Here is a 13,874-nt window from a genome sequence, read left to right as displayed (position 1 = left end):
CCGAACCGGGCGGCGGCGGCTCCCCGGGGAGCCGCCGCCGCCCTCCACCTCATAAGGAGCCGCGCGTGGCCATCTTTGCCGACATGATCAGGGAAGGTGCTGATTTTGGGCCGGGGGATGCCGAATGGCTGCACCTGCTGGTGGGGGATTGGCAGCTGATCGCGGATCTGTCCTTTGCCGACCTGGCCCTGTGGTTCCCGGACCCGGACAAGGGCTACGTGGCCCTGGCGCACGTCCGACCGTCCACCAGCCACACCATGTTTCACTCCGACTTTGTGGGGGAGGGGATCAGCCAGGACCTGGAACCGCTGGTCCGGGCCGCGTGGCGCAGCCAAATCATTGAACGCTCCAGCGAAACCGGCATTTGGAACGCGGACCTCGCCATGCGCGTGGAAGCCATCCCCATGGTGCGCAACGGCCGCACGCTGGCCGTCATCACCACCCACATGGACCTGTCCAGTTCCCGCATGCCCTCGCGCCTCGAACTGACCTACCGTCAGTGCGCCTATGACCTTTTGAAGATGGGAACGTTGGGCCTGTGGCCGGACTTTGCCTCGCCCACCGGATCCCGGCGGGGCGCGCCCCGCGTGGGGGACGGCGTCCTGCGCCTGGACGTCGACGGCATCGTCCAGTACGCCAGCCCCAATGGCGTCTCCGCGTTCCGGCGCCTGGGCGACGGCGAATCGCTCGAGGGCCGCTCGCTGGCGGAAGTGACCACCGGACTGCTCAAGGACCGCCGCATGGTGGACGAAACGCTGCCCCTCGTGGTCACGGGCCGCATGCCATGGCGCACCGAAATTGAGTCACGCGGCGTGAGCCTGTCCCTGCGGGCCATCCCACTGCGGGATGCCACCGAGCGTTTCGGCGCCTTGGTGCTGTGCCGCGACGTGTCCGAGCTGCGCCGCCGCGAGCAGGAGCTTGTCACCAAGGACGCCACCATCCGGGAAATCCACCACCGGGTAAAGAACAACCTGCAGACCGTGGCGGCGCTGTTGCGCATGCAGTCCAGGCGCATGCACAGCGAAGAGGGCCGTCAGGGGCTGGAACAGGCCATGCGCCGGGTGTCCACCATTGCGCTGGTCCATGAAACGCTCTCGCAGGGCCTGGCCCAAAGCGTTGACTTTGACGAGCTGATCGACCGCCAGTTCCGGCTCTCCGCCGAGGTCGCCTCGCCCGCCCAAAAGGTCAGCACCGAGCGCGAGGGAGCCTTCGGCGAACTGCCCAGCGACTTTGCGACGCCCCTGGCCCTGGTCATCAACGAACTGGTCACCAATGCGGTGGAGCACGGTCTTCAGGACCGTGAGGGAACCGTGTCCCTGGCCGCCCGCCGATACAAGAACGACGCCGGGGACGACGCCCTTGCTGTCACGATCGCCGACGACGGAGTGGGCCTTCCCGAGGGACACATCAGCGAAGGGCTGGGCCTCCAGATTGTCCGCACCCTGGTCACCAGCGAGCTGGGCGGCACCATCGAATGGATCGCGCGCGAGCACGGAGGCACGGCCGTGCTGCTGGACATGGCACTGATCCGCCGCCACTGACGCCACTGACACGACGCCGCAGGTCCAGATTCGACGCTAGAAAACCGCGGTGAAGTTGTTCCAGCCGTGGCCTATCTGGGACGTGGCCTGCCAGCCGCCGTGTCCGTTGCCTGGGTACAGCCACAGGTTTCCTGCGCTGTCGCGCGCGATCACGTCGGCGGTGCTGTCGCCATTGAAGTCCCCGGGGCTGAGGATGGTGGTGAAGTTGTTCCAGCCGTGGCCTATCTGGGACGTGGCCTGCCAGCCGCCGTGTCCGTTGCCTGGGTACAGCCAGAGGTTTCCTGCGCTGTCGCGGGCGATCACGTCGGCGGTGCCGTCGCCATTGAAGTCCCCGGGGCTGAGGATGGTGGTGAAGTTGTTCCAGCCGTGGCCTATCTGGGACGTGGCCTGCCAGCCGCCGTGTCCGTTGCCTGGGTACAGCCACAGGTTTCCTGCGCTGTCGCGCGCGATCACGTCGGCGGTGCCGTCGCCATTGAAGTCCCCGGGGCTGAGGATGGTGGTGAAGTTGTTCCAGCCGTGGCCTATCTGGGACGTGGCCTGCCAGCCGCCGTGTCCGTTGCCTGGGTACAGCCAGAGGTTTCCTGCGCTGTCGCGCGCGATCACGTCGGCGGTGCCGTCGCCATTGAAGTCCCCGGGGCTGAGGAAGGTGGTGAAGTTGTTCCAGCCGTGGCCTATCTGGGACGTGGCCTGCCAGCCGCCGTGGCCGTTGCCTGGGTACAGCCAGAGGTTTCCTGCGCTGTCGCGGGCGATCACGTCGGCGGTGCCGTCGCCATTGAAGTCCGTCATATAGGGCGTGGCACCGGGACCAAAAGCCTCTGCCAGGGCACCCGACTTCAGCTCAAGGACCTTCAGTACCGCCGCGTTGACGGCTGAGTCGAAGCCGAGGTTCGTTTGGGCGAGGGCGAGCACCGACCGATACATGGTGGGAATATCCCCGGGATCGGCGCACAGCAGCATGGTACCGCCGGCGGTGAAGAAGTCGACGGCCCGCGTGCCCAGACTCCACGGACTCAGCTGCTTTGCGCTGCAGAGGTCATCGGAGACTATGACGCCGGTAAATCCCATATTGCCGCGAAGCATGGTCTTCATGATGGTTTGAGAAAAGGGGCCGATATGGCCTGGATCTATCCGGTCATAATAGGCGCTGGAGACCATGACTGCACGGACCCCCGCGGCAATGCCATCGCGGAACGGCTGCAGGTAGGCGTCGGTGCTCGTAGTGACGGTGTCATGGACATTGGCACTGGTGTCGGTATTAAGCGTCACCCGGCCCAGACCCGGAAAATGCTTGGCCGTGGGAACTATCGACGCCTGCCGGAGCCCATTGGCGAAGGCAACCCCGTGGCTGGAAACGGTCGCAGGCGTGTAACCATATTCCCTGTCGTAGTATCCGATCGGGGCATTTGACGGCGCGAACTGGGCGCTGGGAACCGTGTCAAGCACGGGAGCAAGATCCATGTTCAAGCCGGCGCTAACCAGCTGGTTTCCCCACGTTCGGGCGTCAGATTGAAGGGCCGACGGCGCCAGCCCCCCCTGGCTCAACGCCGTCGGAATGGTTGAGAAGCCCGGGCCGCTCAGGACCTGGACGTAGCCGCCTTCCTGGTCCGTCGCCACAAGCAGCTTGACGTTGCCCGTGGTGGTGCCCGATACGGTGGACGCCATGCGATTGACGACGGCGGCGGTGGCCGCGGTGCCCGCGGCGCTGCGCCCGGAAAGGTAAACATTGCCCACGTGGAAGTTGGACAGATCGGACATCGTGTTGGCATCGGCGCCGGTGGCAGTGGCGGCGACCAGGAAAAGCTGCCCGACGCGCTGGGCCATGCTCATCCGGGCCAGCTGTTGCGACGGGGTCAGTGCCGCCGACGTGGCCGCTTCCGGCACAGTGGACACCACCCCCGTGCCGACCAACACTGGGGACACTCCCAAGGCGGCGATCATTGACAACGCGGCCCCGCCGCCGGCCAAGGTTCTAAGGATCTTTTGCATAATTCACGCGGCTTCACGTAGCTGGTATCCCGTCCCCTACAAGAATAAGTCCGGAGCCGGTCGGCGCATATGGCCCGCGTGCTAATGTCTCGGCCACGATGCGCATGTCCCGGTCCACACGCATGCCGAGACCCGCCTCTCCTGGCCGAAGTTGGGACCCATCCCCGAGCCGAGCCACAAGCCCATTCCGGGCAGCCCATGCTACCCGCCGCCCCTCCCGCCGGAGCTTAAACAACTGACCCGCATTAGTCGTCGAAAAAACGACAAAATCGTCAATTTTTCGACCGCTATTGCGGGTCAGTTTATGGAACGGCGTGTTAGCTTGCGCGGCGGGCGCGGGCGGCGCGGCGCTTCATGGCCCGACGCTCGTCTTCGCTCAAGCCGCCCCAAACGCCGGCGTCCTGGCCGGATTCAATGGCCCACTTCAAACAGGTGTCGATGACCGGGCAACGACGGCACACGCTCTTGGCTTCCTCGATCTGCAACAGGGCCGGGCCGGTATTTCCCACCGGGAAAAACAATTCCGGGTCCTTGTCGAGGCAGGCTGCGCGACTACGCCAGTCCATGCTGATCACTCACTCCTTTAGAAGGTAAGGTTATTTGTGAAATATTTCACGTTAGGCCACATAAGAAAGGGGCCGCTGTCGGCCCCTTTAGGTCATTGAGTTAAGCGTGTCATGTTAACTCCATGTAAACAAGGGGTTGTGGTGCTTTTATTGGCACGGGACCGTGAGCGATGCGTCACACGAGGAGCCGCAGCCGGCGGCCGGACACGGGTTTTCGCCGACTATCTCCGGTAAGGTGCAGTTGTGTCAAGACCTCCAATGAACCCCGCGGAACAGCCGGATCCAAGGCGGCGGGACAACTCCCCGCCCGGTGGGCCCGGTGGGAGTGAAAATGAAGGTGCACCGCGCAGGCCGCTCGGAGTCTATGTAATCGCCAGTATCGTGGGGCTTCAGGCGCTCGCGCTCGCGGTGGCCGGTGTCGTCTTCACTTTCGCCGCCTTCAACCAGCCATCAATTTCCATCGCCGGCACAGTCTTCCTGATCGTGCTGGTTTTTGCACTCGCCGCGGGGCTGGCTGCCGTCTCCGTCAACGCGTTCAAGGGCTTCCGGTGGACCCGGTCGGCGGCATTCGTCTGGCAGCTGCTCATGGTGGCGATTGCCGTTCCCGCCCTGCTCAATGGTTCCACCTTGACGGGCCTGGTGATGGGGGTGCCGGCGATTGCCGTGATCTACTACCTGTTCACGCCCAGGGTGGTCGCCTACTCCTTGCGCGCAGGAGGGGGTCAACAGCTTCTGTAGCCGGTGACGTCAATTTCCGTTCCGCTGCCGGGGGAACTGGAACCACTCTGTTTGCCCGTGGTCGACGAGCACGGCACGGCCTCGAGGTTCCGATCCGGCCGTATCGAGACGCAGACCGAACAATTCCCCATCCTGCTGCCTGCGTGGGGTGAGGACGATGCCTTGTTCGGCATTGCGCAGGCCCCATTCCAGCGGGAGCCTTGCCAGGGAAGGCAGATGGTTGGGAACGGCCACCAGCGCTGAACTCCCGGCCGCCACCTGCCGCGATACGGCCTGCAGCTGGTCGGGCGCCAGCAACACGGCGTCGTCGACCCACAAAATTCGCTCCGGTGCGCCGTTGAGTTCCCGGACCGCAGCCATGAACGTGGACTTGCCGGAGCCTGGCCCACCGAGCACCGGCAGGACGATCCCTGGCGCAAGGCGCAACGTGACGGGCGTGCAGCAGTCCCCGCCAAGCCCCACCGTGATCGACGGCAGACCCTGCGTTCCAGGCGTCGAATGTCTTGCTGTGTCGGAGTCCGTGTTTGAACCCCTCAGCCCTTCTCCTGAGGCCTGCTTTGCGCCCGGCACCCGGTCGGCGTCGCCCATGGCGAGCCTGGCGTCCGCCAGGCTGAGAACATCCGGAAGGGCCCTCACGACCAGGGGCGGGGCGGCAGTGTCAGGCGCCCGCTGACGCAGTTTCGCCACGCGGTCTCCGTCCGCCTCGCCCAGTTGGGCCAGATGGGGATCGTCCGGCGCCCCCTGTGCCGCTGCGGCATTGACCGGGCCGAAGATGACCGCCCTGCCGGGCCGCGGGGCGAAGCGGGGCATGGTGGGCCACATCAGCCGGGACTCGGCAGTGGCTCCGAAGGGTAGGAACAGGCGGTTGGGAAGGGCCGCCATGAAGGGAGCTGTCAGCACTTCGCGGTCGCCGCCCAGGACCACGGCCACATTGGGGCGGCTGTGGCGCACCAGCGCGGTGACCGAGTCTTCTGCCCAGGGCCAGGGACTCGATCGGAAAGCGGCCACCCAGCGCCCCCAATCGCTGACAAACACCGCAAGGTGGGCTTCCGTCGAAGTGGCGCGCTCGGACAACCGCTGCAGCAGGCGTGCCGCGGTACGGAGGTCTGACGGCCCCACATAGCTGCCAACCCACGGGCTGCGCGAGAGGGCCTGCATCGACCTGTCCCCGTCCAGGACGTAGAAATATTGCGGCGGAGCGTCGGCCCTGCCGGCGTTGGCGGCCAGCAATTGGGCTGCGAGAAGCCCGACTCCGGACGACGACGCCGCGCGGGTGCCTATGCACGCCACGTGGGAATGCGTCGACGGCGACCACATCAGCGGCTCCAGCAATTGGCGTTCGGGCACATCCACCAGCCCCAGCAGCACGGCATCAGCGCCGGCGCCCCTTCCTGGCAGGATGGTTCCGGCGCCCGCCCGGTCGGCGGGGCCTCCCGCCGCTCCAGCGTGGTCTCCAGCCTCGCTGTCCGACACGAGCCGGACCTGCACGTAGCTCAGCTCAAGTCTGGCGGGAAGTTCCGGGGCCACGATGGCCGGCGCCGCCCTCCACCTGACACGAGGGGTGTCGACGTACGTCGGCGGCGTCTGACTGCCAGGTTGTGGCGGCTGGCTGCCAGATTGTGGCGGCGCCTGACTGTCCGCTGAATGGTCTTGCTGCGTGTCCACTGCCGACGCCGGCGGCCGTTGAGAGTGCGGCGTTGGAGCGGCCGTGCAGGCAGCGGGTGCAGTTGGACCGCACGGCTGGGCGAGCATCGTCCATGCGGCTGTGAGCAGGCCGGCAACGGCGTCAGTGTTGCTGTGCGCCATGGCACTGCCTTGTGGTTCGGGTCCGGCCGATGCAGGGCACCGGCCATCGCCGCTCTGCGGACCCGCTTCATCGCCGGGCAGGGCAAGCGTTGTGCGGTTGGCCTGCTGACGCAGGCGGTCGGCAGCCGGTTCCGCGACGGGAGGCACGTGGCCACGGGCTGCCGGAAGCCTCAGTGTGGCACTCTGGAATTCGGTGGGAGTGCCTCCGGCACGGCTGATAAAGGCCCGTCCCGGCGTGTCGACGCCGATGAATGCTGCAACGCCGGATCCGATGACGTCTTGGGAGTCGAAGGTGGTCTGAACGCGAAGGCACACCGAGGAAGTGACGTTGGCCCGGATGTCCGTGCTTACGGCGCCTTGCGGGCGTTGGGTTGCCATGACCAGGTGGATTCCCAGCGACCGGCCCACAGCCGCGATGCGCATGAGCTCGGTCATGGCGTCCGGATACTGGTCCACGAGCACCCGGAATTCGTCGATGATGATGACCAGGTGGGCCATGCGGGCGCCGCGTTCGACATCCACACTGGTTATGGTCCCCAAGGCGCCGGTCCCGGCACGGTAGGCGTCGGCGTCGGATGTCCCTGCGTGGTTCAACACGGCTTCACGCCGCCGGATCTCGCTACGCAGGGATGCCAAAGTGCGGTCCATTCCGCGGCCGTCGAGGTCAGTGATGAGGGCAGACGTATGCGGGAACTTCTGCAGGGGTCGCAGCCCGGCTCCGCCCTTGAAGTCAATGAGGATAAATTGCAGGTCCGCGGGGGAGTGGGTAAGCGCCAGGCTTCCCGCCAGCGTGCGCAGAAACTCCGATTTGCCTGAGCCTGTGGTGCCGCCCACCAGCAGGTGAGGGCCGTCGTCCGCGAAGCTGAAGTTTTCATGCCCTGTGACGGACCGCCCGACGGGAACCGGCTTGAGAGGACCAACTGCGTTGACTTTCCAGGCGTCCGCCACGAATTGCGGGTGGCTGGCTTCGGGTAGCGGGACACAGCAGGAGGCGAGAGGATCCTCCGCCAGTGCAGGCCTGCCTGAGCCCGCCCTGGCACGCGCGTATTGGTCGAAGATCGCAGCCGGCACCCCATCCGGGACAAAGGCCACGGCGCCAAACCGCGCGGAGGAACCGTTCCCCTGGCTGTGCAGGCGCACATCGGGGTCCCCGGCGCCTCCCTCGGCAATATGATGGGCGAAATGGATGGACGGGATCCCGGGGTACAGCCTCCGAATTTCGTCAGGATCCTCCTCGAAGGACACCAGCACGCAGTCCGGGGCCGCCGGGGCAGCACCCGTGCGCGTTGCAGGGGCGCCCGGTCCAGGGCCGGAGGCCTCATTTGCAGCGAAACCCGCATCAGTCGCCGTTCCCTGGATGGCCAAACCAGCCGCGGCGTGGCTGCAGGCCAGCACAGTCAGCGGTAGAAATCTCGCCGTCAGGGGAAGCTCGGCCACCGGACCCAACAGCACCACCGGCACGGCTGCAGCGTCCAACTGCATCAACACAAAGTGAAGCAGCACGCGCAACGGGCCCACGGCACCGGAAATCCGCACCGGAACCGGACCAAGTTCCACGGTGACGGGCAGCGCGCTCGACAGGGGGACCTTGAAACTGGGGCTGCCGGCCACCGGCTCAAGCGCCGCCCGCTGATCGGCCGTTCCCACACGGAGCGCGACGTGCCTGTCCGGGCGTCCTGATGCCTGCATGCCCGCAGTCCCCGGACCAGCATCCAGAGGCGGCTTTCCCCTGCGGCCTGGATCTCGAGGACCGGGTACCGGGCCGCCATGCTCCGGCGGACCCGGACCCGGGCCCAGCGCGGCCGCGACCAGCACATCGGCGCCCGGGAAAACCGCCAAGCGGCGGACCGCATCCTGCACGGACGCGGCCACCACCCCTGCGCGGAAAGCACGACGCTGTCCGAGGCCGCCCAACAGCGGCGGAATGACGGCCAGCGCGGCCATGGCGGCCATGGCCAGGAACATCCACGAACCGGTCAACCAGGCAAGCAGCACGCCCGCTGCCAAGGGGACCAGACCGGCCGCGAGTGACGCCCAGCGGCCGCGTGGAGGCCCGGCAGCGCCGGACAGCTTCACGGGAGCAAGCGCGGCCACGTCGAGGAGGCCGGAATAGTCCGCGCTGCCCCGCGCATCGTCGGAGTCCGGGGCGGAACCGCAACCGCGAGCTTCAGATCCCCCGCGCCCACTCCCGACGGCCGCAGGCAGCGCCAATGCCAGGACAAGCCCGGACATTCCGCAACGTATGAGGTCGCCTGCGTCGATCGTGGCCATTCCCTTCACCGGCACGGCGGCCACGAGGGGATTTTCCCGCCATCCGCGCAGGATGCTGAATCCAGTTGAGCCCGGCGCCGCCGACAGGGTCACGCCGCGCTCGCCGACGGCCAACGTTCCGTGGTGCCTGGAGAGGGTTGGATCGGCAATGGCAATGCGGCAGTGGCCGCGCCCGAGACTGTATGTGCCGCGATGCAGGGGGAACAGGAGGCCCGCGCCCGGACCGGAGTGAACTGCGAGCACCGCCGGCGCGCAGGGGCGTGGGGCCGCAGGCCTGTCCGGCGGTGGACCGGCCCTTCCATGCACGACGACGACCGCGCCGTCCGTGAGCGGCCGTCGTCCCGCGCTGAGGTTGCCGAGAGGCACGCCGGCCACCGTGAAGGCAGCATCCGGCCAGCGCGCGTGAAGGGCGTGCGCGACTGCCGCGCCTCCGCCATTGACCACGGGGGGACTCTCGGCAAGCGAACTGTCCGCACGTAATCTGTCGGCAGGCGACCGCTCCGGATCTGAACTGCCTGAACGCGAGCTGCCAAAAAACGAACCCTCCGGCAGCGAAACGCTCAGTTCAAGGGGCTCAAAGGGTCGCGCTCCCGGACCGGCCACAGCCGTGATTTCCAAACGCACCGCCACTCCCTTCCAAACATGCAGAAGGCTGCCAAACCTCCGTGTCCTTTGAGACTAGGCGGGCGGGACGTGCCCGGAAGGTCCGGCGTCGACCGTTGTCGACAAGGCCTCCGCCGACTCCGTATGTGGAGGAATGAAGTGGTCAAACGTGCCACGGGTCATAGGCTCCGCGGAGAGGCTTTGGATAACGTTCAGGTAACCTAGGACGGTAGGCGTGGCACTGCTGTGCCTGTAAACCGCCGCGCAAGGAACACAGGAGAGTTTGTGAACGCTGACCTAATCGTCGTCGGATCGGGTTTCTTCGGCCTGACCATTGCAGAACGTGCTGCCACGGAATTAGGCCTGAAGGTGGCCGTGCTGGACCGCCGCCACCACATCGGCGGCAACGCATACAGCGAGAAAGAGTCCCAGACAGGCATTGAGGTGCACCGCTACGGCGCACACCTCTTCCACACCTCCAACGAGCGCGTATGGGAGTATGTGAACCGCTTCACCAAGTTCACCAGCTACCAGCACAAGGTGTACACCGCCCATAACGGCGAGGTGTACCAGATGCCCATCAACCTCGGCACCATCAACCAGTTCTTCCGTTCCGCCATGGGCCCCGGCGAGGCGCGCGCGCTGATCCAGGAGCAGGCGGGCGAGCTGGCCGGTACCGATCCGGCCAACCTGAACGACAAGGGCATCCAGCTCATTGGCCGCCCCCTATACGAGGCGTTCATCAAGCACTACACCGGCAAGCAGTGGCAGACGGATCCCAAGGACCTGCCGGCGTCGATCATCTCGCGGCTGCCCGTGCGCTACAACTATGACAACCGCTACTTCAACGACACCCACGAGGGCCTGCCCGTGGACGGCTACACGGCGTGGATCGAGCGGATGGCGGACCACCCGAACATTGAAGTGGTGCTGAACACGGACTTCTTCGACGCCGGGGAATACGGCCGCAAGGCAGTCCTGGGCCAGATCCCGGTCATCTACACCGGCCCCGTGGACCGCTATTTCGACTATGCCGAGGGCGACCTCTCATGGCGCACCATCGACCTGGAGCAGGAAGTGCTGCCCATCGAGGACTTCCAGGGCTGCGCCGTCATGAACTACCCGGATGAAGAGCAGAAGTACACGCGCATCCACGAGTTCCGCCACTTCCACCCGGAGCGGGAGTACACCAAGGACGCCACGGTGATCATGCGCGAATTCTCGCGCTTTGCTCAGAAGGGCGACGAGCCCTACTACCCGGTCAACACCGCCGACGACCGGAAGAAGCTGCTGGCCTACCGGGACCTGGCCAACGGCGAGCAGGACGTGCTCTTTGGCGGCCGGCTGGGCACCTACAAATACCTCGACATGCACATGGCCATCGGGTCCGCCTTGAGCATGTTTGATAACAAGATCAAACCGCACTTCACCGGCGGGGCGAAGCTGCAAAGCGGAGGAGTTGACGCGTGAGCGTAGCAACCAGGACGGAAAAATTGGACGGGGCTTCCGACGCCCGCAGCTGGCGCACTCTCCAGCGGGTCATCATGCCCGGCGACGCGGACCAGGAAACGCTGCCGCTGTACCTCGACGCGGGGTCGTCAGTTGGCGCATTTGGCGACGCGCCGACTACTGTTCGCGGCGAACGCCAGGCCAAATCCGCCCGCACGGCCGACGGCGCCAATACGGCAAGCTTTGAAGATGTGGTTTCACGAACGGAATCGTCTGCGCGTCCGGGACAAAGGCTGTCCTTTTCCACCTATTTCAATGCCTTCCCCGCGAGCTACTGGCGCCGCTGGACTTCGCTGCGCGAAGTCCGACTTCGGGTGCTTACCGAGGGGCCGGGAACCGTTTCCGTGTACAAGTCGAACGCCCGTGGCTCACTCCAGCACGTAGAGACAGCTAGGGTGACAGGAGCCGCGGAAAGTACCTTTGACCTGACCCTGGCCCCCTTTGGCGATGGTGGCTGGTATTGGTTCGACGTTACGGCCGGCGTGGAGCCCGTTGCCGTACGCGGCGCGGAGTGGCTGACGGATAAGGAACCACGGGCCAACGGGACCATTACCGTTGAGATCACGACGCTGAACAAGACGGACTTCTGCATTAACAACCTGAGCATCCTTGGGGCCCACCCCGAGGCACTGAAGTCTGTCCAGGAAGTCGTGGTTGTCGACCAGGGTACCCGGAAGGTCGCGGACGCGGACGGCTTTGCGGACGCGGCCGCTGCGCTGGGCGGGAAGCTGCGCATCATCAACCAGGAAAACCTGGGGGGCTCCGGGGGCTTTGCCCGGGGCATGTACGAGGCCGTGAAGAACGGCAGCGACTATGTCCTGCTGCTCGACGACGACGTCGTGGTGGAGCCGGAGAGCATCACCCGACTTGCGGTCTTTGCCGACTACTGCAAAAAACCGACCCTGGTGGGCGGTCACATGTTCGACCTTCACGACCGCAATGTGCTCCACACTTTCGGCGAGGTGGTCAACCCCTACGTTATCGGGCCGGCCGAGCCCAACCCGGAGCAGGAAATGCGCCACAACTTCTCGCAGGAAACCCTGCGTGAGACGGCCTGGATGCACCGGCGTGTCGACGTGGACTACAACGGCTGGTGGATGTGCCTGATCCCGACCCGGGTGATCAGTGAAATTGGCCTGTCGTTGCCCGTGTTCATCAAGTGGGACGACGCCGAGTATGGCGTTCGAGCCAAGGCCGCCGGCTACCCTACGGTGTCCCTGCCGGGCGCCGCTGTCTGGCACGTTTCGTGGATCGACAAGGACGACATGGTTGGTTGGCAGTCCTACTTCCACACGCGTAACCGATTCATTTATGCGCTGCTCCACAGCCCCTATGAATACGGCGGAGGACTGGTGGAAAACTCGCTGAAACTGGACCTCAAGCACAACATTTCCATGCAGTATTACACCGTCCAAGGCCGCATCGACGCCCTGCGGGACCTGATGAAGGGACCCGATGGCCTCCACCCCATGCTGCCCACCCGCTTGCCGGAGATCCGGGCCATGGCGGCCGGGTACTCGGAGACGCAGTTCAAGGCCGACGTCGACGATTTCCCGAGTGTCGCGTTGGCCAAACTGCCGCGTAAGGGGAAGGGCTTTTCCGTCCCGACGCTCGTCAAGCTGGCCCCCTGGCTGGCCAAGAATGTGATCCGCCAGGTTGCCACCCCCGTAAGCGAGCAGCGTCAGCAGCATCCGGAAGTCGTTGTGGCGCATCAGGACAACAAATGGTGGCGTATGTCGCAGTTTGACAGCGCGATCGTCAGCAACGCGGAGGGAAGCGCCGCGTCCTGGTACAAACGCGACCCGAAACTGGTTCGCAAGCTCCTCATGGACAGTGTCAAGGTCCACGGCGAGGTGCTGCGTGAATGGCCGCGTCTGAAGCAGGAGTATCGTGATGCCCTCCCAGGCATAACGTCCTTTGAAGCGTGGGAGAAGACTTTCGCCGAACATAGCGAATTCAGTGAAGACTGATTTCTTGGACACGTCAAATGAGGAGCTGGTACGTCCCGGAACCGGTGGCGGCCTGGCAGACGTCTACCGTGAGCGCTTTCTGCTGAAGCTGCTGGTTCGCAAGGAACTCAAAGTCCGCTACCGGGGCTCGGTCCTCGGCATCATCTGGTCCTATGTCAAGCCGGGCGTGCAGTTCATCGTTTTTTACCTGGCGCTTGGCGTATTTCTGGGACTCGAACAGAGCCCCACCAATAAGTCCGGGCTGCCGAACTACGCCATCTACCTGTTTTCCGGCATCATCCTCATCAACTTCTTCACGGAAGCGTTGGGGAACGCTTCCAGGTCGATCGTCGGGAACGGCGGGTTGATCAAGAAGATCTACCTGCCGCGCCAGCTATTCCCGGTCGCCTCGGTGTGGGTTTCGGCGGTGCACTTCTTCCCACAGCTACTGATCCTGGTCGTGGCCTGCCTCTTCTCCAGTTGGCACCCATCGTTGATCCACGTGCTCGCGGCAGTAGCGGGTTTCATCATTGTCGCACTGCTGTCCACAGGGCTTGGCCTTTTGTTCGGCGCAGCCAACGTCTACTTCAGGGACTCGGAGAACTTCGTGGACATGTTGCTGATGATTGCCACGTGGGCGTCTCCCGTCATGTATTCCTGGACCATGGTCCAGCACAAACTTGGTGAAACGTGGTACGCCATCTACCAGGTCAACCCCATCACGATCGCGGTGGAGACCTTCCATTACGCCTTTTGGCTCCCGACGACCGATGGTTCCGCAGGCATTCCGCCACACCTCCTGTCCCTCTGGATTCCCGTCGGATTGCTGGTGTCCGCTGCCGTCCTGCTGTGGGGCCAGCTGACATTCCGCAGGCTTGAGGGCCGCTTTGCACAGGAGCTCTAAC

At 65.0% G+C, this 13,874-nt stretch carries 8 protein-coding genes; 5 read left to right on the top strand and 3 right to left on the bottom strand.

From position 1 onward, the window contains the following. Positions 1 to 65 precede the first annotated feature (65 nt). Entirely contained in the window at positions 66 to 1,541 is a 1,476-nt protein-coding gene (locus DMB86_RS16445) for a sensor histidine kinase (protein ID WP_113718734.1), read from the top strand. A 36-nt stretch (positions 1,542 to 1,577) separates the two neighbouring features. Here the strand turns inward: DMB86_RS16445 and DMB86_RS21160 are convergent, their stop codons facing one another. Then, positions 1,578 to 3,527 (bottom strand): glycoside hydrolase family 3 N-terminal domain-containing protein, encoded by a 1,950-nt coding sequence (locus DMB86_RS21160; protein WP_227878443.1) that lies wholly within the window; start codon positions 3,525 to 3,527, stop codon positions 1,578 to 1,580. A 317-nt stretch (positions 3,528 to 3,844) separates the two neighbouring features. Then, positions 3,845 to 4,093 (bottom strand): WhiB family transcriptional regulator, encoded by a 249-nt coding sequence (locus DMB86_RS16435; protein WP_038469266.1) that lies wholly within the window; start codon positions 4,091 to 4,093, stop codon positions 3,845 to 3,847. A 381-nt stretch (positions 4,094 to 4,474) separates the two neighbouring features. On the opposite strand from DMB86_RS16435, the gene DMB86_RS16430 reads away from it, so the two are divergent. Further along, positions 4,475 to 4,831: a hypothetical protein gene (locus tag DMB86_RS16430; protein WP_113718733.1), complete on the top strand. Its 357-nt coding sequence runs from the start codon at positions 4,475 to 4,477 to the stop codon at positions 4,829 to 4,831. Positions 4,832 to 4,840: 9 nt separating this feature from the next. Here DMB86_RS16430 and DMB86_RS16425 read toward each other — a convergent pair whose 3' ends face one another. Continuing rightward, entirely contained in the window at positions 4,841 to 9,352 is a 4,512-nt protein-coding gene (locus tag DMB86_RS16425) for an FHA domain-containing protein (RefSeq protein ID WP_171814530.1), read from the bottom strand. Between the two features lie 444 nt (positions 9,353 to 9,796). Here DMB86_RS16425 and glf point away from each other — a divergent pair, with 444 nt between their 5' ends. The 3 genes from glf to DMB86_RS16405 are packed head-to-tail and all read left to right on the top strand — an operon-like array spanning position 9,797 to position 13,873. Further along, positions 9,797 to 10,981: a UDP-galactopyranose mutase gene (gene glf / locus DMB86_RS16415; protein ID WP_236783341.1), complete on the top strand. Its 1,185-nt coding sequence runs from the start codon at positions 9,797 to 9,799 to the stop codon at positions 10,979 to 10,981. Then, complete coding sequence (locus DMB86_RS16410) at positions 10,978 to 12,990, top strand: glycosyltransferase (protein ID WP_418202284.1); 2,013 nt, start codon at positions 10,978 to 10,980, stop codon at positions 12,988 to 12,990. The genes glf and DMB86_RS16410 overlap by 4 nt, the downstream gene beginning before the upstream one ends. A 4-nt stretch (positions 12,991 to 12,994) precedes the next feature. Further along, complete coding sequence (locus tag DMB86_RS16405; protein ID WP_113719644.1) at positions 12,995 to 13,873, top strand: ABC transporter permease; 879 nt, start codon at positions 12,995 to 12,997, stop codon at positions 13,871 to 13,873. The last annotated feature ends 1 nt before the right edge of the window (position 13,874 follow it).

Source organism: Arthrobacter dokdonellae (assembly GCF_003268655.1).
Lineage (GTDB): Bacteria > Actinomycetota > Actinomycetes > Actinomycetales > Micrococcaceae > Specibacter > Specibacter dokdonellae.
Note: the sequence above shows the minus strand (reverse complement) of the source record. Positions and strands in the feature narration are given on the sequence as shown.

Coding starts and splice junctions, on each gene's coding strand:
- DMB86_RS21160 (WP_227878443.1), bottom strand. CDS start 3,527: ATGCAAAAGATCCTTAGAACCTTGGCCGGCGGCGGGGCCGCGTTGTCA.
- DMB86_RS16435 (WP_038469266.1), bottom strand. CDS start 4,093: ATGGACTGGCGTAGTCGCGCAGCCTGCCTCGACAAGGACCCGGAATTG.